The sequence below is a fragment of the Paracoccus chinensis genome (assembly GCF_900102885.1).
GTDB lineage: Bacteria > Pseudomonadota > Alphaproteobacteria > Rhodobacterales > Rhodobacteraceae > Paracoccus > Paracoccus chinensis.
Genome location: NZ_FNGE01000007.1, coordinates 1 through 24,391, shown reverse-complemented (window position 1 = coordinate 24,391; position 24,391 = coordinate 1). Strand labels below are relative to the sequence as shown.

Annotated in this window: 21 protein-coding genes and 1 pseudogene; 9 read left to right on the top strand and 13 right to left on the bottom strand. The window is 68.8% G+C overall.

From position 1 onward, the window contains the following. Positions 1-4: 4 nt before the first annotated feature. Positions 5-361 (bottom strand): hypothetical protein, encoded by a 357-nt coding sequence (locus BLQ03_RS08650; protein ID WP_090754915.1) that lies wholly within the window; start codon positions 359-361, stop codon positions 5-7. A 120-nt stretch (positions 362-481) separates the two neighbouring features. Between BLQ03_RS08650 and BLQ03_RS08645 the strand changes: the two genes are divergently transcribed. From BLQ03_RS08645 to BLQ03_RS08630, 4 genes are read left to right on the top strand one after another with little or no spacing between them, the layout of a single operon-like run. Further along, positions 482-1,924, top strand: a complete 1,443-nt coding sequence (locus BLQ03_RS08645) for a hypothetical protein (protein WP_090754914.1) — start codon at positions 482-484, stop codon at positions 1,922-1,924. Continuing rightward, on the top strand, positions 1,855-2,640 hold the full coding sequence (locus tag BLQ03_RS08640; RefSeq protein WP_090754912.1) for a hypothetical protein: 786 nt from the start codon (positions 1,855-1,857) through the stop codon (positions 2,638-2,640). Before BLQ03_RS08645 ends, BLQ03_RS08640 begins: the two co-directional genes overlap by 70 nt. Positions 2,641-2,643: 3 nt before the next feature. Then, positions 2,644-4,950, top strand: a complete 2,307-nt coding sequence (locus BLQ03_RS08635) for a sulfatase-like hydrolase/transferase (protein ID WP_090754910.1) — start codon at positions 2,644-2,646, stop codon at positions 4,948-4,950. Between the two features lie 26 nt (positions 4,951-4,976). Then, the gene (locus BLQ03_RS08630) at positions 4,977-6,962 is read left to right on the top strand and encodes a calcium-binding protein (RefSeq protein WP_090754908.1); all 1,986 of its coding nucleotides are present in this window, start codon (positions 4,977-4,979) and stop codon (positions 6,960-6,962) included. 126 nt (positions 6,963-7,088) lie between these two features. Here the strand turns inward: BLQ03_RS08630 and BLQ03_RS08625 are convergent, their stop codons facing one another. From BLQ03_RS08625 to BLQ03_RS08610, 4 genes are all read right to left on the bottom strand, one after another. Then, the gene (locus BLQ03_RS08625; protein ID WP_245688774.1) at positions 7,089-8,867 is read right to left on the bottom strand and encodes a glycosyltransferase family 2 protein; all 1,779 of its coding nucleotides are present in this window, start codon (positions 8,865-8,867) and stop codon (positions 7,089-7,091) included. A 26-nt stretch (positions 8,868-8,893) separates the two neighbouring features. After that, a complete protein-coding gene (locus tag BLQ03_RS08620; protein WP_090754906.1) occupies positions 8,894-9,847 on the bottom strand; it encodes a glycosyltransferase family 2 protein in 954 nt (317 codons plus the stop codon). 50 nt (positions 9,848-9,897) lie between these two features. Then, positions 9,898-10,716 carry a hypothetical protein gene (locus BLQ03_RS08615; RefSeq protein WP_090754904.1) on the bottom strand — a complete coding sequence of 273 codons (819 nt, stop codon included), beginning with the start codon at positions 10,714-10,716 and terminating at the stop codon, positions 9,898-9,900. A gap of 79 nt (positions 10,717-10,795) precedes the next feature. Then, a complete protein-coding gene (locus BLQ03_RS08610) occupies positions 10,796-11,830 on the bottom strand; it encodes a glycosyltransferase family 2 protein (RefSeq protein ID WP_090754902.1) in 1,035 nt (344 codons plus the stop codon). 109 nt (positions 11,831-11,939) lie between these two features. Between BLQ03_RS08610 and BLQ03_RS08605 the strand changes: the two genes are divergently transcribed. Beyond that, positions 11,940-13,106, top strand: a complete 1,167-nt coding sequence (locus BLQ03_RS08605) for a nucleotide sugar dehydrogenase (RefSeq protein WP_090754900.1) — start codon at positions 11,940-11,942, stop codon at positions 13,104-13,106. Positions 13,107-13,111: 5 nt separating this feature from the next. Next, entirely contained in the window at positions 13,112-14,122 is a 1,011-nt protein-coding gene (locus BLQ03_RS08600) for an NAD-dependent epimerase/dehydratase family protein (RefSeq protein WP_090754897.1), read from the top strand. Here BLQ03_RS08600 and modC read toward each other — a convergent pair. Genes modC through BLQ03_RS08570 form a run of 6 tightly spaced genes read right to left on the bottom strand, consistent with a single transcriptional unit; the run spans position 14,101 to position 18,485 of the window. Beyond that, complete coding sequence (gene modC, locus BLQ03_RS08595) at positions 14,101-15,270, bottom strand: molybdenum ABC transporter ATP-binding protein (RefSeq protein WP_245688772.1); 1,170 nt, start codon at positions 15,268-15,270, stop codon at positions 14,101-14,103. The genes BLQ03_RS08600 and modC overlap by 22 nt on opposite strands. After that, the gene (gene modB, locus BLQ03_RS08590; protein WP_245688770.1) at positions 15,228-15,926 is read right to left on the bottom strand and encodes a molybdate ABC transporter permease subunit; all 699 of its coding nucleotides are present in this window, start codon (positions 15,924-15,926) and stop codon (positions 15,228-15,230) included. The genes modC and modB overlap by 43 nt, the downstream gene beginning before the upstream one ends. A 7-nt stretch (positions 15,927-15,933) precedes the next feature. Beyond that, entirely contained in the window at positions 15,934-16,689 is a 756-nt protein-coding gene (gene modA / locus BLQ03_RS08585; RefSeq protein ID WP_090754890.1) for a molybdate ABC transporter substrate-binding protein, read from the bottom strand. Between the two features lie 51 nt (positions 16,690-16,740). After that, positions 16,741-17,109, bottom strand: a complete 369-nt coding sequence (locus tag BLQ03_RS08580; protein WP_090754888.1) for a winged helix-turn-helix domain-containing protein — start codon at positions 17,107-17,109, stop codon at positions 16,741-16,743. Positions 17,110-17,161: 52 nt separating this feature from the next. After that, positions 17,162-17,560: a DoxX family protein gene (locus BLQ03_RS08575; protein ID WP_090754886.1), complete on the bottom strand. Its 399-nt coding sequence runs from the start codon at positions 17,558-17,560 to the stop codon at positions 17,162-17,164. 43 nt (positions 17,561-17,603) lie between these two features. Next, positions 17,604-18,485, bottom strand: coding sequence for a VOC family protein (locus BLQ03_RS08570; protein WP_090754884.1), 882 nt, complete (start codon positions 18,483-18,485; stop codon positions 17,604-17,606). A 99-nt stretch (positions 18,486-18,584) separates the two neighbouring features. Between BLQ03_RS08570 and BLQ03_RS08565 the strand changes: the two genes are divergently transcribed. Both BLQ03_RS08565 and BLQ03_RS08560 read left to right on the top strand, forming a co-directional pair. Next, positions 18,585-19,511, top strand: a complete 927-nt coding sequence (locus tag BLQ03_RS08565) for a LysR family transcriptional regulator (RefSeq protein ID WP_090754882.1) — start codon at positions 18,585-18,587, stop codon at positions 19,509-19,511. Between the two features lie 116 nt (positions 19,512-19,627). Next, positions 19,628-21,754: a TonB-dependent siderophore receptor gene (locus BLQ03_RS08560; protein WP_175558810.1), complete on the top strand. Its 2,127-nt coding sequence runs from the start codon at positions 19,628-19,630 to the stop codon at positions 21,752-21,754. A 25-nt stretch (positions 21,755-21,779) separates the two neighbouring features. Here the strand turns inward: BLQ03_RS08560 and BLQ03_RS08555 are convergent, their stop codons facing one another. Together BLQ03_RS08555 and BLQ03_RS08550 are read right to left on the bottom strand one after the other, a co-directional pair. Beyond that, positions 21,780-22,520, bottom strand: a complete 741-nt coding sequence (locus tag BLQ03_RS08555) for a histidine utilization transcriptional repressor HutC (protein ID WP_090754878.1) — start codon at positions 22,518-22,520, stop codon at positions 21,780-21,782. Further along, positions 22,510-23,871: a formimidoylglutamate deiminase gene (locus BLQ03_RS08550; RefSeq protein WP_090754876.1), complete on the bottom strand. Its 1,362-nt coding sequence runs from the start codon at positions 23,869-23,871 to the stop codon at positions 22,510-22,512. Before BLQ03_RS08550 ends, BLQ03_RS08555 begins: the two co-directional genes overlap by 11 nt. 76 nt (positions 23,872-23,947) lie before the next feature. Between BLQ03_RS08550 and BLQ03_RS08545 the strand changes: the two are divergent. Next, positions 23,948-24,391: pseudogene (locus BLQ03_RS08545) on the top strand (imidazolonepropionase); the annotation flags it as partial.

Sequence of the window (24,391 nt, the reverse complement as noted above, 5' to 3'; positions counted from 1 at the left end):
GGGCTTACTCGACCACGCCCTGCGCCGACCGGGCGCAATGGACGGCCAGCGTGCCGTCCGGGGCGGGGGTGCAACCCTCGCCCTGTGCCAGGGGCTCGATCACCGCGCCGGTTTCGGGCAGGGTCACGCGCCAGGCATGGGGACGCTCGGCGCTGTCGCCGCCGTGGCCGTAGGGGGTGAACTCCAGGTCCGTTTCCGTGCAGCGGGCAGCCAGCACGGTATGGCCCGCGCCTTCCAGTACCTTCTGCACCGCTTGCGCCTTGGTCGCGCAGTCCTGCATCGTCTCGGCCGAGGTCAGGGCCAGATGCGTGGCGTCGCCGCCTTGGGCGAGGGTCAGGACGACCAGGACGGGCTTCAGCATCGGGCAGTCTCCTTCAGGGGTCGGGCGATGCGATCCTAGCCGCAAGGCAGGGGGTTGCACAGTCCAGCGCAGGGACCCGCGGCCCTTCCCTTTTCCGTGCATTTGCCGCATGGATTTCGCATGACGCGCGAGCCCGACCACAACCAGACGCTGATCGCGGCCGAGAATGGCCCGGTGATCGAGGCCGACGATACCGGTCTTGTCCTACGCCTGTCCGACCGCGTGATCCGCGACATCGCCCGACGCATCGGCCTGCCCGCTGCAGCCCCTGATCCCGTCCCCGCGCAGCCCCCCTCGGCGGCGCCCGAACGGCTGGACGCGGCCCTGCTGGGCGACATCGACGCCTGGGACCTACAACGCGAGGGCGAGTGGCTGCGCTTCCTGGCACACCGCCCCGGCCCGCAAGGGGCGCGCCGCTATCGCCGCCATGCCTCGGGCGGCGGCATCATCGCCGAAACGCCGGGGCCGGTGCTGGGCCTTCTGTCGCTGGGCGCAGGGCGGCGGATGACGACCTTCGGCGGTGCGCCGGATTTCCCGCATCACGTCATGGCCTGCCATGTCCCCGACGAGGGCGAGCCCGACCATCTGGTCCACGGCTGGCGCAACCGGGGCGCGGACACCCTGCTGGCCGACGCGCTGCTGGCGCTGCGCCATCAGGCCCATCGCGCGCTGCCGCTGATCGTGGCCCTGCCGGTTCTTCTTCCGCCCGGCCCGCTACCCCCGACCGACCACCCTTCGGTCGCCGCGGCCGAGGACCAGTTGCGCCGGCTGGCGAAGCTGGCCTCGGCGCTGGAGAAGCCCGCGCGGCTGCTGGCCGTGGGGATCGAGATCGGCCACGACCAGGCCCCGACCGACGCGACGCAGTTCCACGCCGAGGCGCTGGGCTGGCTGGACCTGATCGCCGCGCGCATTCCCTCGCGCGACCTCGGCCAGCCCCGCTTCCTGATGGTGGCCGATTGCGGTCCCTGGTGGGCGCATGATCCGGAACGCAACCGCGCCGCGATCGAGGGCCAGCATCGCCTGTTCCTGCGCCCCGGCCTGCATGACGTGACGCCCGTCGCGCCCTCCTACATGTTCGCGCAGGATGACCTGGGCCAGCCCACGCCCGAGGCGATGGCCGAGCGCGCCATGATCGAGGCGGCCGCGCTGGACAGCCTGCTGCGCCGCCAGCCCTGGACCTGTCCGCTGCTGTGCCTAGCCGAGCGCGAGGGCCGCACGGTCCGCGCCGTCTTCAAGGCCGATGGACCGCTGGTGATCGACCCCGCCGATCCCTTCGGTGCAGGTCCCGGCGCGGGTTTCGCGCTGGCCCGGACAACCGCCGGCATTACGGGCGTCGAGATCGCCCCGGACGATCCGCAAAGCGTCCTGATCTACCTCGATGGCCCGCTTGAACCTAAGGGTGGGGCCGAGCCGCGGCTGGACTATGCCGTGGGTGGTCCGGCGCTCGGCCGGGGCACGGCGCATCCTGCAGCCTGCGGGGCGCTGCGGGATGAATGGTCGCTGGACCGCGGCGGCAGAACGCTGCGCCGCTGGGCCTTGCCCGGCAGCCTCGTGATCCGGTGACGCCCATGCTGACGCTGCCCTTTTCCGTCCCCGAAGCCGCCCTGACCGACCGTGAATCCCGCGACCTCTCCCGCCTGACCCGCGAGGTGGGCGGCATCTGGCTGCGTGCCGCAGACGGACAGCCCGAAGGCTGGCCCGCCGCTACCGACCCCGATGCGATCGCGCTACCCGTGGCCGAGGCACCGGTCTTTGCCCCCCATCGCACCCGCGCCGCGCTGCGCCTGACCACGGGCGAGAACAGGGGCTTCCGCCTGCCCGATGCCGTGCCGGACCCCAGCCGCTGGTCGGCCGCGATCCTCTGGGCCGCCGACGAGCCCGCGCTGGCGCTGCTGGCCGTGCGACCGGAACGCGGCGGCAACCCGCTGCACCTGTCTGACACCGAGGAGGGGCTGGTCTTCCGCGACGACGACGGCACCGCCTCGGCCACCCTGCCGCGAGGGCAGGGACCTTGGCGCCTGACCGTGCTGGCCTGCGCCGACGGCCGCCTGACCCTTGCGCAGGACGGCCGCCAGGCGAGCGCGCAGGGGCTGCGCGTCCCCCCGGGCGCTGCGCATCTGCTGGTCGGACACCGCAGCCTGCGGCGGGGGATGCGCAAGACGCTGGGCGCAGGACGCATCGCCGGGGTCTGGCTCTGGCCCGGCCTCGACATCCTGTCCGACGCGGAGGCCGCGGCGCTGCGGGGCGCGCTGGATGGTTTCCGCCAGTGGGAGGTTTGAGCAATGGCATTCACCCGCGACAGCATCCGCGAGGACAACATCTGCGTGATCTGGGTGGACGACATGATCGACGTCTTCACCTGGCGGAACGCCTTCGGCGTGACCATCCAGACACCCAACATCGACATGCTGCTGGGCGCGGGCGTGCGCTTTGCCAATACCTATGCCACGGTACCCCTGTGCTCGCCCTGTAGAGCCGAGGTTGCAACGGGAATTTCTCCCTATCGCTCGGGCCTCGTTGACCTGAACCGATTGTGGCGCGAAATCATGCCGCCGGAAAAGGCTTGGGCCTATGACCTGCGGCGGGCAGGGTTCTACAACTTCACGACCGGAAAGACCGACGGCCATTACAACCCCATGCCGGAGCGCTTCCGCCGCATCCTGTTCCACGAGGAGCCGCGCGCCTACGACATCCGCAAGCGCACAGGAATCAAGCGCTACATGCGCAAGACGGGTCCCGGGGTCTATGGCGTGAACCACCCGAATGACGACGGCTCGCAGGACGACAGGTTCTACGACTACCGCGTGGCGCAGAACGCCATCGAGCACTTAGACCGCGCCGATCCGAACCGGCGGCACCTGATCCAGTTCGGCTTCCGGCATCCGCATTTCAACCTGGATTGCCCGGACCGCTTCTACCAGATGTATGATCCCAGGAAGATCGTCTGGCCCTCGGTCGCAGCGCCCGAGGATTTCACCGGCCCGCAGCCCGGCATGGCAGTCTATGAACTGGCTTATATCGTCAACGGACAATGGACGCCCGAGCAGGCGGGTGACGAGGCTTGGCGGCAGGTCGTGCGGGCCTATTTCGCCGCCTGCAGCCATGTGGACCACGAGATCGGCCGGTTTCTGGACGCGCTGGCGGCCTCGCCGCTGGGCGACCGGACCACGGTGGTCTTCCTGTCGGACAACGGCTTCAACCTCGGCAACCACGACAGCTTCCACAAGATGAGCCAGTGGGACAGCGCGGCCCATGTGCCCTTGGGGATATGGAGCCCACGGATGGAGAAGGGCCGCGTCGTGGACCTGCCCATCTCGCTGCACAACCTGCCGATGACGATCATGGACCTGGCCGGGCTGCCGCGCCGTCCTGACTGGCCCTCGGGGCAGAGCCTTCTGCCGCTGATCGACGAAAGCTTCGGGCAGTTCGACGAAACGAAGTCGCCCGTGACCTCGGTCTTCGGCACGCTGTCGGTGCGGCCCGCCGCGCCTGACCTGCGGCACCTGCGCTACTTCCGCTATCCCAACGGCGAGGAGCACGTCTACGATCTCGCGGCCGATCCCGGCGAGACGACGAACCTTGCCGACAGCGCCCCGATGGACCGCCTGCGGGACGAACTGGTGCGGAACGCGGCCGAACTGGGGCTGGACCTGTCGGGGGCCGAGAACCCGGCTGACGGGATCAACGCGATGATGGCCGTGGACGGCTCGATCGTGCTGGCCGGGGGAGCGCGCGGGGCGGACTACTGGGCCTACGGGGCGGACACCGCAAAGATCAAGGCAAGCGCCGCGGGCGGTTACGACACGCTTTGGTACATGGCGGGACCCGACGATTACGTCCTGCACATGCCTGCCCATATCCAGCAGATCCGGATCGCAACCGTGGTGGCCCGCAAGGAGGGCGGCACCGACACCAAGACCCTCCGCGTCGTGGCCCATCCAGAGAGTCCCTTCCGTTTCGAAACCTCCGAGCGGGTCGAGGTGCATGTCGTCGGCTCGAACGGCGATGATGTCATGGTGGGCCCTAAGTACGGCGGGGCAACCTTCCACGGCGGAGCGGGCGACGACCTGCTGAGATCGGTGGCCAGGCCGGGAACCAAGCGCAACACGTTCCACGGCGGCTTGGGCAATGACACGCTGATCGGAGGCTTGGGGCAGCGCGACATCCTGATCGGCGGGTCCGGCGATGACGTGCTGCAGCTTCTGGGCGGAGGCGGCAGGATCTTCGCCGGACCCGGCAACGACGACATCCGCGTCTCGGACGGCGGGGCCGAGATCGACGCGGGCCCCGGCCGCAATACGATCGAACTTGGCGCGGGAACCCATCGCGTCACGCTGGGGCCCGGTCCGAACCGCATCGTCGCGGGACCGGGCGCCAAGCGCTTCACCCTGGAACGCGGCGCCACCGTGGCCCTGACCGGCTGGGACAAGGAGCAGCGCTATGTCCTGAAGGACTGGCCCGCGCCGGTTCAACAACGCGTGCTCGAGGGGGGCGAGGTGATGATCTTTGCCGCGACCTCCTGTCTTGTGGTCACCGACTGCCCGCCTGGCCTTGACCTTCTGGCCCAGGTCGAGAGCGGGGACGCCTGACCCTCCGCGTCACGAAAGGACCTGTGATGGATTGCGACGCGCTTGAGTTCCAGTCTCGAATGGCGGGCTGGAACGCCGTCTCGATGGCGACCGAATACAAGGTCGTCGTCAGCGACCCTGCTGCCTTGCAGACCCGCGACGGAAACGGCGTGGACGAGGCGCTGCGCGGTTTCCTCGTGTCGAACATGAACGCCCGTGCGGCCCGGCGCTTGTCGGATCAGGACGCCGCGCTGGCCGAAGAATTCAAGGACGGCGGCAGCTTCGCCCTGCTGCTGGATCCGGTCACGCGGGAACCGGCGCGTCTGGCGGATGGCCGGCTGCTGACGATAGACCCGCCGAAGAAGGGCAAGGATCGGCCGGCCGGGCTGGAATCCATGGTCAGCTGGCGCTCGGACGTCGGTGTCCACCTGCAGGTCGGTGGCGGGGCGGGGCGCTTCGTCTCGACCCTGCGCGAAAGCTTTCCCGAGGTGAACGTGGTGCGCCTCGATTTCAACGCCGAAAGCGTGGACAACGCCGGCATGACCGAGGAATGGCGGGACTTCGCCCTGACCGCCGCCCGCGCGGGCTTGGGGCTGGTCATCCAGAACTCGGACGGCGACCTGGCGGGCGGGCTCAAGCGTGCGCTGCCGGTCGAGCTTGGACCGCCGGACGCGCTGGCGCAGGTCTCGGGCGAGTGGAAGATCAACCAGGTGCAGGCGGACTGGCAGCGGATGCTGGACTGGTTCCGCCGTCCCGAGAACGCCCCGATCCTGGATGCCGTGGTCGGGTGGGAGCTGATCAACGAGCCCATGGCCTATGGCAACAAGCCCGAGGCAGGGGCGCTTTACAGCCGTCACATGGCCGACCTGATCGGGTCGCTCGACTGGGGCGGCAAGCGCCTGTTCGTGGGCGGGTTGCGCGCCTCGGCGCAGTTCGAGCACTTGGATCACGACCAGATCCGGAAGGCCGCGGGCGACCGGCTGGTCTGGTCGGCACACATGTATCCTGGCTGGGTGGTGGCCAAGACCCCCGACCCGGACGGCGGCATGTTCCGCAGCCAGATCTGCCGCCGCATCGGCACCCTGACGCAGCCGGGCGACGACATCATGGTGACCGAGTCCCAGCTTTACACCGAGGCAGGCTCGCTGAACCCCGCAGGGAGCGCCAAGGCAGCGCAAAGCTACAACATGGCCCGCAAGCTGCCCTGGTTCGCGGACAACGGGATCGGCTGGACCTGGTGGCCGCCGATCGGGCGCGCCTCGCAGATGCTGCACTGGAACGGCAGCGAGGACGTATACAGGGTCGAGATCGAATCCGCCGCCTTCGCCCATTGGGGATGGGTCCGGGACGAGACGCAGGCGCCCGAGGCTGCGGCCGAGCATTGGGGCGGGGCAGGGGACGAGGTGCTGTCGGTCGATCCTTCGCGCGGAGACGAGACGGACCACGTCGTCGAAGGCGTCTCGAACCCGCACGGGCTGGTCTATGCGCTGGCAGGAGACGACCGCGTGACAGGCGGCAGGATGACCGACCTGCTTTACGGCGGCAACGGTGGGGACAGCCTCGAGGGCGGCGCGGACGGCGACTGGCTCTTCGGTGGACAGGGCGACGATCATCTGGACGGCGGCGAAGGCGACGACGTGCTGATCGATCCCGAAGGGGCGAACAGCCTGACCGGAGGTCCGGGCAACGACCACATGGAAGGCTCGGGCGTGCTGGACGGAGGCGAGGGCGACGACATCCTGACCGCCACCGGCGACGGCACGACCCTGACCGGAGGCCTCGGATCGGATCGCTTCCTGCCGCCCCTGCGCGGACGCATCACCTTCGCCGACTTCACCCCCGGCGAGGACAGGCTGGACCTGTCGCTGCTGCAGACGCCCAACCGCGCGCCCACCTTGGAACTGCGCGGCTCAGGCGACGAGACAACGCTGGTCTGGGGCGATCTCACGGTGACGATGCCCGGCGCGGCCGCCCTGACGGAAGCGGACATCATCAACGCAGGTCCAAGGCGCGTGGTGCTGACGGGCGGGTGAGAGGGGAAGGGTAGGGCGGAACGCCTGTTGCAGGACAACAGAGGTTGTCGGGGCAGAAAGGCTGCGGCCGCGATCAGGTCTGCCGCCAGACAAGTGCACCACTGATGGACGGCCTCGGTTGCCCGATCACTTGCGCACGAACAGCAGCGCTCCGCTGCCGTTGTCCGAGGTCTTGTCTTCGAAGCCGGAAGGCAGCAGCGCAGCAGAGAAAGCTAGCCGCAACTCCTCGTCCTCGTTCGCAACAATCACCCGCCTGACCGACTCCAGCGGCATTGCGGCGAGGAGGTCGGGCGGGACCGCTTCGGGGTGGGACAGGCGCAGCGCGTCGGGGCGGAAGTCGCGCAGGCAGGCGGCAAGGCCCGAGGCCTCGGCGGTGCCGTCCGACGACAGGCGCAGCGGGCCGTCCACGAGCTTGAGGCGCGTGCCGTCCTCGAATCCGTTTCGGCGGTGGACCATGCGCGCGGCGGCGGCAAGGCCGGGACGTTCCTCCTGAAGCATGACCACGAGCCGGGGATGGTTGCGCAGAGCGACCATCGCGGGAAACCCCAGGCCCCCGCCCAGGTCCAGAAGCCGCGCCGTTCCGGCCAACTGGCCCGGCAGGTTGCGGGCGTTGCGGCGGTCGAACTTGCCGGACAGCACCGCCTTGACTGCATCGGTCGAGAAGACGCGGAAATCCCCCGGCAGCAGTACGCCGTGGTTTTCCACCCACTCGATCTCGCCCGCAGGCTCTATGGAGAGGTCCACCGGGATGACATAAGGGCCGGGGGATGGCGCCGGCGAGGGCGCCGCACGCTCCTCGACACCGTCCTTCGGGCGCCGGACCCGGCCCATCAGTTCGGCGATGCGGATGGGGTCACGGGTCTTGGGGGGCTTGGCCTCGACGCTGGAGATCGGGATGCGGCCGGCCTCGATCAGGCCGTCGCGCAGGGCGCGGTAGGCGTCGGACTGGCGGTATTCGGCCAGTCGCGCCTCGACGCGGGCCAGTGCGGCCTCGTGCAACTCGCGCAGGACAGGGTCGGTCAGCAGGTCCGCCATGATCGCCGCGCGGGCAGGCGCGTGGCGCAGGATGCGGGTGTCGGGCACCTCGTTGCGGTCCTGCAGCGCCCAGTAATCGGCGTTGTACTTGTCGGCCTTGTTGTTCACGTTGCCGCGGAACTTGCGCAGGGCGTAGCTGTCCACCGACTTGACGGCATAATGGTTCATCTGCGCCCAGTCATAGCCGATCGTGCGCGTGATCGAGCGCCAGCCGTGGAAGCGGAAGTAGTCCTCCATCGGCCTGCCCGAGCCGTTGAGCCAGCGCACCGTGTCGGGGAAGCCGTCCTCGAGGTGCTTGTTCCTGATGGCGGGCCGATGGATGCCGAGTTTCCAGTACTCGGGGTCGAACTTGAACAGCGTCTTGACGCCCCAGCCCTTGTTCCAGTCGGGCGGCGCGGCGCGGGTATACTGTTCCGTCACCGGGGCCCGCGACCAGTCCACCACCCCGTTCGAGCCGAAGATGCGCCAGGTGATGACGATGCCGTTCGCGTCCTTTGCCACCGCGTCGTCCAGCATCCCGTCCAGATGGCCCGAGGGATGGTTGATCGACAGGAACTCGTCGGCGTCGAAGACCATCACCCAGTCGGCGTCCTGCACCAGCGGCTCGTTCTGGGCATGGTTTAGGGCCGAGGGCTGGGGCTTCACGCCCTGCGGGATGACGTTGGGGCGATGGTAGCCGAGGCCCAGTTCCTCCAGCCGCTGCAGCATCTCGACCGTGCCGTCGGTGCAGTCGTTGGTGTAGACGAGGATGTCGGTGAAGCCCACGGCAAGGTGATGGGCGAACCATTCCAGCAGGAACGGCGCCTCGTCCTTCATCATGGACACGGCCATGACCGTGCCATGGCGGCTTTCGTGCTTCTTCAGCTTCACCTCGGGCCTTCCATTTCGCTTGCCCCTCAGCCTTCGCGCGAGATCTGCGCGGGATCGGTGCGGGCCACGCGCTCATCCCGCCGCCGGACGGCCGCGCTGTGGGCCTCCTGCACCGCGGGGTCCGCCAGCGCCTCGGTCATCATCGCGCGCACGGCGGGGGCGAAGCGGTAGATCTCGGTGCGCTCGGTCTCGTTGATGTCGAAGCGGTTGAGGTAGCCATCGGCGAAGCGTCCCTTGTTGCCCAGGCCCGACCGCCGCGTCCGCTTCAGCAGGAACTGCCGCAGGGACTTGACCGGGTAATGGTTGATCTGGGCGACGCGCGGCCGCTTCTTGATCTCGCGCGGCAGCAGCTCGTCCGGGCGGCCGTTTTCCTTGATCCGGCCTGCGGCCTCGTCGGCCAGCGGGCTCAGGTCCTGCGCGACCATGCGGACCTTGGCCCCGGCAAGCCAGATGGGCCGGTGCGCGAACAACTGCTCGATGTCGGCCGAGGCGCGGAACAGGCACTTGAAGGTGCGTTCCATCCGCGTCAGCTCGGCCGAGGATTTACTGAAGTTTTCGATGACCAGCCCCTTAGGGACATCCACATGGCCCGAACTGCCGAAGTTCCGCCAGGGCAGCGCCATGGCATCGGCGCCGCGATCCTCGAGCGCGGCCACAAGCGCGGGCACGTCGGCGACCGTCAAGGGCAGCAGGAACTCGTCCGCGTCGGCCCAGAGCGCCCAAATTGCGCGCCGATAGACGGGATCGTCGATCATCAGGCGGGCGGCCGCGTCCTGCGGCGCGAGATCCTGGCCCAGCACACTGTGACGACGGTGGTGGACAAGCCCCGCCGCCTGCAGCGCGTCCAGCAGGTCGTCCGAACCGTCCGTGCAGTCGTTCGTGTAGACCAGCACCTCGTCGAAGCCGACGGCGCGCTGGTAGCAGACCCACTCGAGAACGTCGGGGCCTTCGTCCTTCATCGCCGAAAAGACAAGCTTCACCGGGCTCTCCCTTGTTCGCCGTCATGGTCCGGGCAGGCCCGGGCCGGCCCTTATTCCTCCAGCGCTGCCGCCGGGTCGATGCCGACCTGCTCGCACATGCGCGCGACATAGGAATTGGCCAGCGGCGGGTTCTTCCGCCACCAGGGCTTGGTGCCGTTGGTGTAAAGATGGACCGAGACGGTGTTGTCGGTGAAATGCCCCTCGACCCGGCCGTGGGGGTCGAAGAACACGTCGTTCAACTGGAAGGGCACCGGATACAGCACGTCGGGCGTCATGGCCTTGTCGATGTCGCCGGTCTGCTGGGCGAACCAGGTGAAGGCCTGCGGGCCGAAGGCGGTGCGTTCGGTCTTGTAGATCGCCGCGGCGTGGGACAGCCCGCCCTTTTCGGTCAGCTTGTCCATCTGCTTGCGCTGCTTCTTGTTCCACCAGGCCGGATAGGCGGGCAGGTTGTCGTAATAGTCCAGCAGCAGGTCCATCAGGCGGCCTTCGCGCGGCAGCCCGACGACGCCGCAGTTCAGCGCGCCGCGCATCCCGTGGCCCGCGAAGACATAATCCCAGTCCTCGGGAAAGGGCTTGTGGCAGAAGGCGTCGCAGTCGATCCACAGCGCGCCGGTCTTGCGGATCATCTTGTAGCGGAAGACGTTGGACAGGAACGAAGCCGAGGTATCCTCGACCAGCTGCATGTCCAGGTCCATGATCTCGGACGCCGGGCGGATCTCCACGCCCTCGGGCGCATTGTCCACCTTGCCGGTGCAGTACAACGTCACCGGATGCCCGTGCAGCAGATGCGACTTGAGGCACAGCTGGTTGAGGTAATGCAGCCGGTCGCCGATCCACAGCGAGGCTACCGGGCGTCGATCGAGTTGCATGGGAATCTCTCGCTGGACAGGTCAGGCGCCTGTTTAACCCGAGGTTGCGCGGCACTCCACCCCTGCGCGCAAAGTCGGATCAACTGCGCCCTTCCGACAACAGGCTGTTGTGCAACATTTTCGAAAGCAGGATCTGCGTTTCCATCGGCAGAACCGGGGTGCTCGGCGACTGGACCAGCCACGAGAAGCGCATGAAGCTGTCCCGGTCGGCCAGCAGCGCGGCGATCCGTTCCCGGCGCCAGGCGATGCCCGCCCGGTGCAGCCGCGCAAGCTCGGGATCGGACAGCAGCGCGTCCATGGCGTCCCGCAGGGCCGGGGCATGGCGCAGGATGCGGCGGTCCTCGATCTCGTTGAAGTTCCGCTCGACCCAGTAGCCGAGGTCAATCGGCAGGTGCATCCGGTTGGGACGCCCGCGTTCCGCCTTGACCATGAAGTTCTCGGCCGAGCCGACCGAGTAATGGTTGATCTGCGCCGCCGCATAGCGACGGGGGTCGGTCTGGGCCACGGCGGACTTGTCCATCCGGTAGGGGCGGCCGCTGCCGTCCACCCAGCCCTCCAGCACCTCGTTCTTGTCGTCGGTCTGGGGACGGTGGACGCCCAGCCGCGTCAGGCGCGGGTCGTTGCGGAACAGGCTCTTGAACTGGGCGGCCCGCCACGGCCAGATCATGTCGTCGGGGGCAGCGCGCGTGAACTGCCCGGTCACCGGCTCGGGCTCGAACCGGACCCGGCCCGAACTGCCGAACATCCGCCAGGAGATGGCGAATCCCTGCGCCTGGGGCACGGTCGCGAACAGGTCGTCCAGCGTCCCCGCGCCCGCGTGAATCACCAGAAACTCGTCCACGTCGGCGACCATGATCCATTCGGCCCGCCGCGCCAGCTTGTGGTTCTTGGCCCGCGACAGGGCCTGCCACTGGATCGTTTTTCGGCCGCGGCGGGGATTGGGGACGTGGGTGACGATCCCGAGCTCGGCCAGCCGGTCCAGCAGGGCGTCCGTCCCGTCCGCGCAGTCATTTGAATAGATCAGGAAATCGGTGAATCCGATCAGGCGGTGATAGGCGACCCATTCCAGAATGAAGGGCGCCTCGTCGCGCATGGAGGTGATCATCAATCGCATGGCAAGGGTCCGGACTTTGCGTCCGGCGAGCGGGCTCGGACCGATAGGGCATGGATTATACGCAAGTTTCTGTTAAGAGAATGGTGAATTGCAGCTTAGGAAGCAGACCATGAAGATCGCTGTTGTCGGCCTGGGTTACGTGGGCCTTTCCCTAGCCGTCCTGCTGGCGCAAAGGGACGAGGTGGTGGCGCTGGACGTCAACACGGGCCGCGTGGACCAAGTGAAGGCGGGCGTCTCGCCCATCGAGGATGCCGACATCACCGATTTCCTGAAAAACCGCGAGCTGAACCTGACCGCGACCACCGACGCCGCCCGGGCGCTGGAAGGCGCCGACTACGTCATCATCGCCACGCCGACGAACTACGACACCCGCACCAACCGCTTCGACACCTCGACGGTCGAGGGTGTGATCGCCCAGGCCCGCAAGCTTGCGCCCGAGGCCACCGTTGTCGTGAAATCGACCATTCCGGTGGGCTTCACCGAACGGATGCGGGCCGAGCATGGCACGGACCGCATTCTCTTCTCGCCCGAATTCCTGCGCGAAGGCCGGGCGCTGCACGACAACCTGCACCCTTCGCGCATCGTCGTGGGCGACACGACGCCCGAGGCGCGGCGCTTTGCCGAGCTGCTGGCGGCGGGGTCCCTTGACCCCGACGTGCCGGTGCTCTTCACCGGCTCGACCGAGGCCGAGGCGGTCAAGCTGTTCTCGAACACCTTTCTGGCCATGCGCGTGGCCTTCTTCAATGAGCTGGACAGCTACGCGCTGACCAACGGCCTCGACGCCCGCCAGATCATCGACGGCATGTGCCTCGATCCCCGCATCGGCTGCCATTACAACAACCCCAGCTTCGGCTATGGCGGCTACTGCCTGCCCAAGGACACCAAGCAGCTTCTGGCCAACTACGCCACCGTGCCGCAGAACCTGATCGCGGCGGTCGTGGAATCGAACCGTACCCGCAAGGACGTGATCGCCGACCAGATCGTGGCGCGCCAGCCCAAGGTCGTGGGCGTGCACCGGCTGGTGATGAAGGCGGGCTCGGACAACTTCCGCGACAGCTCGGTCCAGGGCATCATGAAGCGGATCAAGGCCAAGGGCATCCCCGTCATCGTCTACGAGCCCGTGCTGCAGGACGAGCTGTTCTACAACTCGCCCGTGATCCGGGACCTGGATCAGTTCAAGGCCGAAGCCGACCTGATCATCGCCAACCGCCTGACGCCCGATCTGAGCGACGTGGCGGACAAGGTCTACACCCGCGACCTCTTCGGACAGGACTGAGCCCCATGCGCACCATCCTCGTTACCGGCGCGGCCGGTTTCATCGGCTTCCACCTGAGCCGGATCATGCTGGACGAGGGTTGGCGGGTCGTGGGACTGGACAACCACAACGACTACTACGACCCCGCGCTGAAGGCGGCGCGCGAGGCGCAGCTGCTCGACAATCCGAACTACCGTTCGGTGCGCGGGTCCGTGGAAGATCCCGGATTGCTGACGGACCTCTTCGCCGAGGAGAGGCCCGAGGCGGTGGTCCATCTCGCGGCCCAGGCGGGCGTGCGCTATTCGATCCAGAACCCGCGCGCCTATGTGCAGGCCAACCTGCTGGGCACCTTCGAGCTGCTGGAAGCCGCCCGCGCCCATCCGCCGAAGCACATGCTGCTCGCCTCGACCAGCAGCGCCTATGGCGCGAACACGAAAATGCCTTATCGGGAAACCGACAAGGCGGACACGCAGATGTCCTTCTACGCGGCCACCAAGAAGTCGAACGAGGCGATGGCGCATTCCTATGCCCATCTCTTCGGGCTGCCGGTGACGATGTTCCGCTTCTTCACCGTCTACGGTCCCTGGGGGCGGCCGGACATGGCGCCCTACCTGTTCACCAGCGCCATCTTTGAAGGCCGGCCGATCAAAGTCTTCAACCACGGCGACATGAAGCGCGACTTCACCTTCGTCCTCGACCTCGTGCGGGCGATCCGGCTGCTGATCGACGCAGTGCCGGGGGACAAGCCTGCAGGCGATTTCGACAGCCTGTCCCCGGTCGCGCCCTTCCGGGTGGTCAACATCGGCAACGGCGCGCCCGTGCCGCTGCTGGACTTCATCGCCGCGATCGAAGACGCAGCGGGCCGTCCGGCGGAACGGCAGATGCTGCCGATGCAGCCCGGCGACGTGCCCGCCACCTGGGCCGACACGACCCTTCTCCGCGCGCTCTCGGGCTATGCCCCCCAGACCGAGGTGCCCGACGGCGTGAGGCAGTATGTGGACTGGTTCCGCGACTTTTATCGCATCGGAAACGGCTGACCCTTGCCCGGCGTGCGGGCCGCTGCCTGGGGCGCGCGGCCCACGTCCGCCGCCTCGTGGGCCACGGATTTCACGACCGCCGTCAACGCCTCGCTGGGCGTGATGCCAAGCTGAAGGGCCGAGCGCCGGGTGATCCGCGACAGGATCGGCCCCGCGTCGGTGGACAGGCGGACCAGCACCGCCCCGCCCCGGTCCGTCACGGACTCGACAACCCCCGGCAGGATGTTCAGCGCCGAAAGTCCCTCGGGGCGACCCCGCGCCAGCATCACATCCGCCGCCGCGATCCGCAGCCGCAGCCGCGTGCCGGGTGGGGCGGCCAGCGTCGGCAGGAACAGGGGCAGCCCGCCCGCGCGCAGTTCTGTCACGCCGTCGGGGTGATGTGCGGTGACGGTGGCCTCGATCACCGCGCCTGCCTCTCGCCCCGGTCCGGCAGCGGCCGGGTCAGACAGCACCTCGGCGGCAGGGCCCATGCGGGTGATGCGGCCGGCGTCCAGCATCACGACGGTGGTGGCGATGCGCGCGACCTCGGCGGGCGAGTGGCTGACATAAAGCATTGGCACCCGCCAGTCGTCCCGCAGGCGTTCCAGATAGGGCAGGATCTCGGCCTTGCGGTCATCGTCCAGCGCCGAGAGCGGCTCGTCGGCGAGGATCAGGCGCGGCTCGGCCAGAAGTGCGCGGCCGATGGCGACGCGCTGGCGCTCGCCTCCCGACAGGGTGGCGGGGGCGCGGTCGAGAAGGGGACCGATGCCCAGCATCTCGACCACCGCGCCTTCGGAAGTGCGACGTGCGTTGTGAGGAGAAAACCAGCGGCCATAGCGCAGGTTCTGCCGCACGGTCATGTGCGGGAACAGCCGCCCATCCTGGAAGATCACGCCGAGGCGGCGGCGGTGTGGTGGCAGATGGATGCGGTGCGTCGTGTCTGCCAAGACCGTGCCGGCAACCTCCACCCGCGCCTCGTCGGGCCGCAGCAGTCCCGCCACCGCGTTCAGGACCGTGGACTTGCCGGAACCGGAATGTCCGAACAGCACCGTGACTCCGGGCGGCGCGTCAAAGCTCACGTCGAGCGTGAATCCTCCGAAGCGGTGGCACAGCGCGACGGACAGGCTCATCGCCCCTGCACCCGCCGCATGGCCCGGCGGGCGAGCCATTCCGAGGCCACCAGCGCCGACATGGCGACAACAACCGAGATCATGACCAGCCGTGCGGCCGAGGCCTCGCCCCCCGGCACCTGCAGGAAGGTATAGATTGCCGAGGGTAGGGTCTGCGTCTGGCCGGGGATGTTCGACACGAAGGTGATGGTGGCCCCGAACTCTCCCATCGCCTTGGCGAAGGCCAGCACCGCGCCCGCGATCACGCCGGGCAGGATCAAGGGCAGGGTGACGGTGGCCCAGACCCAGGGAGGGGATGCGCCCAGTGTTCCCGCCGCCTGTTCCAGCCGCGGGTCCACGGCCTCGATGGACAGGCGGATCGCGCGGACCATCAGCGGGAAGGCCATGATCGCCGCGGCCAGCACCGCCCCGGTCCAGCGGAAGGCGAAGACGATCCCGAACCACTGGTCGAGCCACTGGCCCATCCAGCCGCGCCGCCCGAAGGTCAGCAGCAGCAGGTAGCCCGTGACGACCGGCGGCAGCACCAGCGGCAGGTGCACCAGCCCGTTCAGCAGCCCGTGGCCCGGAAAGCGCCAGCGCGCCAGGGCATGGGCTGTCAGCAGGCCGAAGGGCAGGCTGACCAGCGTCGCCCAGAAGGACACCCGCAGCGACAGCCGCAGCGCGTCCCATTCGGCGGGGGAAAGCCAGTCGGCCAAGTTGCCCTCAGTCCGGGATGGTGAAGCCTTGGGCCCGGAAGACGGCCTCGGCCTCGGGCGCGCCCAGCGCATCGAAGAAGGCGCGGTCGGCGGCGTCGGTGCCGGTCTTCAGCAGGGCGGCGGGGTAGGTGATCGGGGCGTGGCTGTCCGCCGGGAAGGTGCCGACGACATGGACCCGGGGCTCGGCGCGCGCGTCGGTGGCATAGACGATGCCCAGCGGCGCCTCTCCGGTCGCGACCAGCGCCAGCGCCGCGCGCACGTTGTCGGACTGCGCGACCGAGGGGAGAACCTGATCCCAGACGCCGAGGGACAGCAGCGCCTCTTTCGCGTATTGCCCGGCAGGTACGGAATCAACCAGCGCCATGGCGAGCCTGCCGCCCCTCAGCGCCCCTGCCAGGTCGAAGCCCGGCGCGAGCGTCAGTTGCGGGGCATCCGGATCATGCGCCACCAGCACCAGCGTATTTCCCAGCAGGTCGGTGCGGCCGCCCCCGGCCACCTCGCCACCTTTCTCGACCTCTTCCATCCACTCGGGCGAGGCCGAGATGAAGATGTCCGCCGGTGCCCCCTGCAGGATCTGCTGGGCCAGGGCGTTGGACCCGGCATAGCTGATCGTCACCCTGTCTCCGGTGGCCTGCTGGAAGGACTGCGCGATCGGGTCCAGCGCCGTCTTCAGCGAGGCGGCGGCGAAGACGACCACCTCCTCGGCCACGGCGGACAGGGGCAGGATCAGGGCGGCGGCGAGGACAAGCGGCAGGCGGGGCATGGCGGCTTTGGTGGTTATGTCTGTTCGAACATAACCAGGCTGCGGCAAGGCTCAACCGTTATTTCCGGCCGGACGCATCGACTTCAGCGCGGCCAGCCGTTCCGCATTGATGGCAGCCGAAGCGGCCTCGATCTCGCGGTAAAGCGTCAGGACCTGCCGACCGGTGTCGGTCAGCGTGGCTCCTCCGCCGCCCGGCCCGCCACGGGCGCTTTCGACCAGGGGCTCGCGGAACATGGCGTTCAGATCCTCGACCAAGGTCCAGGCGCGCTTGTAGCTCATCCCCAGATCGCGCCCAGCGGCCGAGATCGAGCCGGTGCGGGCGATCCCTTCCAGCAGCGCCGCCTTGCCGGGGCCCAGCATGGCTGAGCCGCCCAGGAACAGGCGGATGAAGAACTCGGGGTGCAGTCGCGGCGCGCTCATGCCCCGAAGGTTCCCGTATCGCCGGGACGGGGGCAAGGGCGCGCCGGTGTTGTCAGGCCTGGACCGGCAGGCGGTCGGTGCCGGTGCGGCGGTTGTCCAGCGCCCAGGCACCCGGACCTGCGACGAAGATGTAGAGGAAGACGAAGCAATAGAGGATCGCGGCCTCGCCCCTGTTCGCGCTGGGCCAGAAGCCTTCGCCCGCATGGCCGATGAAATAGGCGGCGGCCATCAGGCCCGAGGACAGGAAGGCGGCGGGCCGGGTGAAGAGACCCAGCACCAGCAGCAGCCCGCCGAAGGTCTCGATCAGGCCGGCGATCAGGATCATGGGCGGCAGCGTCTCGGGACCGGGGCCGGGGAAGCCGATCAACTTGATGAGACCGTGTTCCAGGAACAGCAGGCCCGCCATGATCCGCAGGGCGGCAAGGGCGCGGGGCGACCAGGTGGAAAGCATCGGGAGAGTCCTTTCTTGGTGTGGCGATGTGTCGTGAGAGGGATCAGGCGGTGCGGATCGTCAGCCGCGTGCCCCAAGGGTCGCGCGCGTCCAGCATGTCAGCAGGCGTCACGCCCATCCGACTGGCAATGTCCGCCGCGGCCTCCGGCGTCGCCAGCAGTTCAACTTCGGCCAGCCCCGTGGTGCCCTCGGGGCGAGGACCGGCGCCGCGGCTGTTCCAGATGTTGGCGCCAATATGGTGGTGATAGCCGTCTGCGCCGAAGAAATGGGCGCCGGGGTAGCGGGTCATCAGGCCCATGCCCATCCGGCCGGACCAGAAGTCCTCGGCGGCATCAAGCTCGCCCACCTGCAGGTGAACATGGCCCACGATGGTGTCGTCGCGCATGCCCTCGAAGGGCCTGCCGCTGCGGGTCGCCGCAAGCTCGTTCAGGTCCAGCGGCAGTGTCGCCATGGCGACCGAGCCGTCAGGCGTGATCGTCCACTCCTCGCTGGGGCGGTCGTGGTAGATCTCGATGCCGTTGCCCTCGGGGTCGGCCAGGTACAGCGCCTCGCTGACGAGGTGGTCCGAGGCCCCGTCCAGGGCCGCGCGCCTGTCGACAGCGTGGATCACCCAGTCGGCCAGCGCGGCGCGGTCGGGGACGAGGAAGGCGGTGTGGAACAGCCCCGCCTGGTGGCGGTCGGCCAGCGGGGCCTGCGGGTCATGGCGCAGTTCCAGCAGCACGGTGCTGCCGGTGCCAAGGCGGTGGCCCTGCGCGTCACTGTTGATCAGCTTCAGGCCGACGATGTCCTGGTAGAAGCGGCTGACCCGGTCGAGGTGGCGGACGGTCAGGGCGACCCGGCCGATCCGCAGGGACGAGCCGGCCGAGGTGATGCCGGCGCGGGCAGGGGTGCCCTCGGGGCGCGAACGGCGCTTGGCGTCAAGCATGGTGAACTCCCTTGTTCTGTTGCGGCCAATATGTGCCGTTGCGGGCGGTTTGATAATCCGGTCAATTGGCATCACAGCTCACACCGAGAGGAATAGATCATGCTGGACCGCTTCACCGGATTGCAGGTCTTTTCGCAGGTCGTGTCGCAGGGCAGCCTGTCGGCGGCGGCGCGCAGTCTGGGGATGTCGCAGACCATGGCGACGCGCCACCTGGCCGCGCTCGAGGAGCGGCTGGGCGTCAAGCTGTTCCATCGCACCACCCGCCGGATCACCCTGACCGAGGCCGGGCGGCGCTATCTCGACAGCGCCGATCGCATCCTCGAGGAACTGGAGGAAGCCGACGCCATCGCCGCCGCCGAGCGCATCGAGGTCAGCGGCACGTTGCGCATCAACGCGCCCGTGTCCTTCGGCGTCCGGGTTCTGGCGCCGATGCTGCCCGAGTTCTCGGCGTTGCATCCGGCGCTGCATCTCGACCTGGGGCTGAGCGACCGCATCGTCAACCTGGTCGAGGAAGGCTGGGACACCGCCGTCCGCATCGGGCGGCTGACCCAGGGCGACCTGATCGCCCGCAAGCTGGCGCCCTGCCGGCTGGTCCTGGCGGCGGCGCCGTCCTACCTCGCCGCGCATGGAGCGCCCCGGACGGTTCAGGACCTGACGCGGCACAACTGCCTGCATTACACGCTGTCGCACGCTCTGGCCGGGCGCACCTGGGCCTTCGGCGCGGACCGCGGGGCGCGGGTGACGGTCCAGGGCAACCTGCAGGCCAACAACGGCGACGCGCTGCTGGTGGCGGCCCGCGCAGGGCAGGGGCTGGTCTACGAGCCGAGCTTCATCCTGGGCGACGACCTGCGCGCGGGCGCGCTCGTGCCACTGACGCTGGACCATCCGCCGGTCGAGTTGGATGGCGTCTACGTGGTCTATCCCAGCAACCGCCGCCCGCCTGCCCGGCTGCGGGCCTTCGTGGACTGGATCGCGGAACGCTGCGCCGGCGTGCCGCCCTGGGACCGTGGGCTTGCCCTGGACTGACGGCGCGTGTCGCCGCGGCAACAGCCGCCAGCGGCCTGACCGGTCGGCCTTGTTGCGCAGGCATGTTCCTGACAAAATATCTAGGGATCAACAAGCCTGCGAACGGACGCCGCGACATGACCAGACTGCGCCTTATTCTTCTTGCGACGGTCGCCATTCCCTTGTCTGCCGTCCCGCTGGCGGCGCAGGAGGCTGCGGAAACGATCACGCTGGACACCGTCACCCTGCGCTCGACCTATGACACCGAGGGCACGGGCAGCTACACCACCGACTTCATCAGCGTGGGCGACAAGGACACCCGGTCCTTCCGCGAGATCCCGCAATCCACCACGGTCGTCACGCGCGAGCGGCTGGAAGACGGCGGCTATACCTCGCTGGATACGGCGCTGCGCGAAACGCCCGGCGTCTACGTCCTGTCGAACGACGACGGGCGGTCCTCTCTGTATTCGAGGGGGTTCGAGTTCGACTCGCTCTACCTCAACGGCCTGCCGACGCCGCTGTCCAGCATCTACGGCACCCAGCCCGACATGGCGGCCGTCGACCACATCGAGATCCTGCGTGGCCCCTCGGGCCTGTTCGGCGGACCCGGAGAGCCCGCGGGCGCCATCAACATGCGCCTGAAGCAGCCGCAGGACGTGTTCGGCACGACCCTCAGCGCCTCGGTCGGGACGTGGAACAACCGCCGGGTCGAGGCCGACGTGACCGGCCCGCTGAACGACAGCGGCAGCGTGCGCGGGCGCATCGTGGGCGCGCGGGGCAAGCGCGATTCCTGGATCGACAACGTCGAAAATGAGGTCGGTGTCTTTTACGCCGCCCTTGCCATCGACGTGACGCCCGACACCACGGCAAGCTTTGCGCTGAATTATCGCGGCCGCGACATCGCCCCGTTCAACGGCCTGCCGACGGATGCCGAGGGCAATCTGCTTGACCTCGACCGCTCCACCTTCACCGGGGCGGACTGGAATCGCTTCGAGAACGACGTCACCGATTATATCGCCGAGGTCGAGCACCGGCTTCAGGACGGCGGGCATCTCAAGTTCTCGGCTCTCTATTCGAAAGCGAACGTCGGGTTCCTTTATGCCAACGCGGCCGGCCCCGCCGCCGAGGACAACACCGTCAGCGCCCTGTCATGGCTGCGCCGCAGCTATGACCAGGAGGCCGTGTCGCTGGACGCCCATCTCAGCAAGCCCATCACCCTGGCGGGCCGCGAGACGAACCTGATCGTCGGCATGGACTGGCGGCGCTATGACACCGAACTGGACGAGGCGCGCGGTCGCATCGCGGGCAGCTTCGACCTGGACGACTGGGACGCGGACGTGGCGCTGCCCGACACCGGCTTCACGAGCAGTACCGAGGGCGAGACCGAGCAGTATGGGCTTTACGCCCAGTGGCGCGTCAAGCCGACCGACCGGTTCACCGTGATCGCGGGCGGGCGGTTGTCGTGGTATGACGCGACCGCGACCACCACGGTGCTGGCCACCGGCGCCCAGACCGTCAGCGAGGCCGAGGAGAAGGGCGAGGTCACGCCCTACCTGGGTCTGATCTACGACCTCGGCGACACCAGTTCGGTTTACGCGAGCTATACCGAAATCTTCCAGCCGCAGACCACGACCGACGTGTCCGGCAACCTGCTGGACCCCCGCACCGGCCAGCAGATCGAGTTGGGCTACAAGGCGGAACTGCGGCCCGGCCTGAATGCGACGGCGGCGCTGTTCCACCTGCGTGACGAAAACCGCGCCGTGGCGGACCCGTCGAACCCCGGCTTCGCGCTGGCGCAGGGCGAGGCCACCGTTCAGGGCGTCGAGCTTGAGGCGACGGGCAACCTTGCGCCCAACTGGGAGCTTTCGGCGGGCTACACCTACAGCGACACCGACTTCGACAACACCGAGACGGCGGCCGGGTCCGAGTTCTACACGCCCCAGCACATGCTGCAGGTCTGGACAAAGTACAGCTTCGACCAGCCCGGCTGGGACAAGCTGAGCCTGGGCGGCGGCATCCGCGCCTTTTCGGGTTTCCAGAACATCGCCCGTACCGCGACGGGCGGCGCCACGACGATCGAGGCGCCGGGCTATGCCGTCGTGGACCTCATGGCCTCCTATGACCTGACCGAGCGGGTGACGGCGACGCTGAACGTCAACAACGTCCTTGACCGGACATATTACGAGCGCGTCGGCGGCACCTCGGTGTTCAACTTCTATGGCGAGCCGCGCAGCGTCAACTTCAGGATCGGCGCCAAGTTCTGACGCCGGGGCGAAGGGGCGCGAGGCCCTACAAGGCCAGCGTCAGCCCGTAGGCCGGTGCGTAATGCTGGCGCGCCAGGGTGATCGGCGCGCCGTCCAGCCAGGTCGCGCGTTCCACCACAAGCACGGCCTCTCGCGCGGTGCAGCCCAGGTGGCTGGCCATCGCGCCTGCCAAGGCGGCCCCGCAGCGCATCGTGCCCTCGGAATAGGGCGCGTTGCGCACCAGCCATTCGTTCGGGTTGTCGCGCGTCAGGTCGGCGGCCTCGATCGCGGGTACGGTGGCCAGCACGACCCAGCGGTCCTCGACCATGTGCGGGACGGCGTCGGCCAGGTGCAGCGTGACGACATGCAGCAGCGGCACGTCGTCTTCCAGCCGCAGGGCCGCTCGGACCTCGGGCGGGGGCGGGGCGATCTCGCGCGTCAGCAGGCGGAAGGAATAGGCCGCGCCCAAGTCCTCGATGGCGGCGCGGATCAGCGGGATCTCCAGCGTGGCCTTGCGGCGCGGCTCGGCAATGACCCGTGTGCCAGCCTTGCGGCGGCGGTCGAGAAAGCCCGCCTCGGCCAGTTCCCGCAGCGCGCGGTTCACGGTGGCGCGGGCGCAGCCGAATTCGGCGGCAAGATCGGCCTCGTTCGGGATCAGGGCGCCGGGGGCGTAATGGCGCGCGCGGATGCGGTCCATCATCACGTCGCGGATGCCCTGCCAGCCCAGCGTGCCGGGACTGCCCTCGGGGGGCGGGACCGCGCCGGGCGGGGCGGGGTCAGAGATCATGCCTCAGCTTCCGCATCACCCGCGCATAAGCCGCCTCGACCGTGTCGCGCCGGATATGGCGGCCGTCCCGGACAACATGGCGCCCGGCCGACCAGACCTGCGTGACGGCCCGATCATCGCGGGCAAAGATCCAGCTGTCCAGCAGCGTGTCGCCCCGCCGCCCGATGGCGTCCACGCCCAGCCCGTCCAGCGCCAGAAGGTCGCCCCAGGCGCCGGGCGCGATGCCCGCAGGCCCGCGCCCCGCCGCCTGCGCGCCACCCTTGACCGCGCCCTCGAACAGCACCCGGCCGGTCGAGGCCTCGGCTGTCGCCAGCGCCGCGCGCGAGCGGTCGCGCAGGCGCTGCGAGTAATCCAGCGTCCGCAGCTCCTCGGACAGCGAGATGCGGATGTTGCTGTCCGAGCCCACGCCGAAGGCGCCGCCGGCATCTGTCCAGCGCACCCCGTCGAAGATCCCGTCGCCCAGGCTGCTTTCGGTGATCGGGCAGAGCCCCGCCACCGCGCCGGTACGGGCAAGGGCCACGGTTTCCTCGGGCGTCATCTGGGTCGCGTGAATCAGGCACCAGCGCGCGTCGACGGGGGCGTTCTCCAGCAGCCACTCGACCGGGCGGCGACCGGTGGCGGCTTGCACCTCGTCCACCTCGGCCGTCTGCTCGGCCAGGTGCATGTGGATCGGGCCGTCGCCTGCCAGCGCCTGTGCGGCGGCAAGGCCGTCCCCATCCACCGCGCGCAAGCTGTGGGGGGCGATGCCGACGCGGCTGTCGGGACCCAGCCGCGCCACATGGGCGCGCGCACCTTCGACAAGGCGGGCGAAGGCCTCGGGCGTGTTGCCGAAGCGGTCCTGGCCAGACACCAGCGCGCGGCGGTCCAGCCCGCCCCACTGGTACAGCACGGGCAGCAGCGTCAGGCCGATGCCCGCTTCCTCGGCCGCCGCCGCGATCCGGCCCGACATCTCGGCTAAGTCGGCATAGGCCCGCCCGCCGGTGTCGTGGTGCAGATAGTGGAACTCGACATTCGTGGCATAGCCGGCTTCCAGCATCTCGACCTGCACGAAGGCGGCGATGGCCTGAATGTCGTCGGGCGTCAGCTGGTCAAGGAAGCGATACATCAGCCGTCGCCAGGTCCAGAAGCTGTCCCGAGGGTCCGGCCCGCGCCGTTCCGTCAGCCCGGCCATTGCCCGTTGAAAGGCATGGCTGTGCAGGTTCGCGGGGGCGGGCAGCAGGGTGCCCACGCGCGTGTCACCTGACGCGCCGGTTTCAACCGAAGCGATCCGTCCTGCCTCATCCAGTGCCACCGTGACGTCCTCTGCCCAGCCCGTGGGCAGCAGCGCCTGATCGGCATGGATGGTCTGCATGGCGCGAATCTCCCTCGTTGACAGGCTGATTATGTGCAGACATAAAACGCCTCATCAAGATCGAATCGGACCCGCCATGACGACGCTCACCCTTGCCAATGCCCGCCTCGTGACCCTGACCGGCGAGGGGTACGGCGTCATCGACAAGGGCTGGCTGCGGATCGAAAACGGGCGCATCGCCGCCTTGGGGCAGGGGGATGCCGAGGGCGAGGACATGGGCGGCCGCCTGGTCACGCCCGCGCTGATCGACTGCCACACGCACCTGGTCTTCGGCGGCGACCGCGCGCGCGAGTTCGAGATGCGCCTGCAGGGCGCAAGCTACGAGGAGATCGCCCGCGCCGGCGGCGGCATCCTGTCCACCGTGACCGCCACCCGCGCCGCGTCCGAGGACGAACTGGTCGCCAGCGCCCTGCCGCGCCTCGACGCGCTGCTGGCCGAGGGGGCGGCGACGGTCGAGGTCAAGTCCGGCTACGGCCTGACGGTCGCCGACGAGCTGAAGATGCTGCGCGCCGCCCGCAGG

What these genes read in the sequence shown, in the direction of transcription:
- BLQ03_RS08650 (WP_090754915.1), bottom strand. Translation starts at nt 361, where the DNA reads ATGCTGAAGCCCGTCCTGGTCGTCCTGACCCTCGCCCAAGGCGGCGAC.
- BLQ03_RS08645 (WP_090754914.1), top strand. Translation starts at nt 482, where the DNA reads ATGACGCGCGAGCCCGACCACAACCAGACGCTGATCGCGGCCGAGAAT.
- BLQ03_RS08640 (WP_090754912.1), top strand. Translation starts at nt 1,855, where the DNA reads ATGGTCGCTGGACCGCGGCGGCAGAACGCTGCGCCGCTGGGCCTTGCC.
- BLQ03_RS08635 (WP_090754910.1), top strand. Translation starts at nt 2,644, where the DNA reads ATGGCATTCACCCGCGACAGCATCCGCGAGGACAACATCTGCGTGATC.
- BLQ03_RS08630 (WP_090754908.1), top strand. Translation starts at nt 4,977, where the DNA reads ATGGATTGCGACGCGCTTGAGTTCCAGTCTCGAATGGCGGGCTGGAAC.
- BLQ03_RS08615 (WP_090754904.1), bottom strand. Translation starts at nt 10,716, where the DNA reads ATGCAACTCGATCGACGCCCGGTAGCCTCGCTGTGGATCGGCGACCGG.
- BLQ03_RS08610 (WP_090754902.1), bottom strand. Translation starts at nt 11,830, where the DNA reads ATGCGATTGATGATCACCTCCATGCGCGACGAGGCGCCCTTCATTCTG.
- BLQ03_RS08605 (WP_090754900.1), top strand. Translation starts at nt 11,940, where the DNA reads ATGAAGATCGCTGTTGTCGGCCTGGGTTACGTGGGCCTTTCCCTAGCC.
- BLQ03_RS08600 (WP_090754897.1), top strand. Translation starts at nt 13,112, where the DNA reads ATGCGCACCATCCTCGTTACCGGCGCGGCCGGTTTCATCGGCTTCCAC.
- modC (WP_245688772.1), bottom strand. Translation starts at nt 15,270, where the DNA reads ATGGCTCGCCCGCCGGGCCATGCGGCGGGTGCAGGGGCGATGAGCCTG.
- modA (WP_090754890.1), bottom strand. Translation starts at nt 16,689, where the DNA reads ATGCCCCGCCTGCCGCTTGTCCTCGCCGCCGCCCTGATCCTGCCCCTG.
- BLQ03_RS08580 (WP_090754888.1), bottom strand. Translation starts at nt 17,109, where the DNA reads ATGAGCGCGCCGCGACTGCACCCCGAGTTCTTCATCCGCCTGTTCCTG.
- BLQ03_RS08575 (WP_090754886.1), bottom strand. Translation starts at nt 17,560, where the DNA reads ATGCTTTCCACCTGGTCGCCCCGCGCCCTTGCCGCCCTGCGGATCATG.
- BLQ03_RS08570 (WP_090754884.1), bottom strand. Translation starts at nt 18,485, where the DNA reads ATGCTTGACGCCAAGCGCCGTTCGCGCCCCGAGGGCACCCCTGCCCGC.
- BLQ03_RS08565 (WP_090754882.1), top strand. Translation starts at nt 18,585, where the DNA reads ATGCTGGACCGCTTCACCGGATTGCAGGTCTTTTCGCAGGTCGTGTCG.
- BLQ03_RS08560 (WP_175558810.1), top strand. Translation starts at nt 19,628, where the DNA reads ATGACCAGACTGCGCCTTATTCTTCTTGCGACGGTCGCCATTCCCTTG.
- BLQ03_RS08555 (WP_090754878.1), bottom strand. Translation starts at nt 22,520, where the DNA reads ATGATCTCTGACCCCGCCCCGCCCGGCGCGGTCCCGCCCCCCGAGGGC.
- BLQ03_RS08550 (WP_090754876.1), bottom strand. Translation starts at nt 23,871, where the DNA reads ATGCAGACCATCCATGCCGATCAGGCGCTGCTGCCCACGGGCTGGGCA.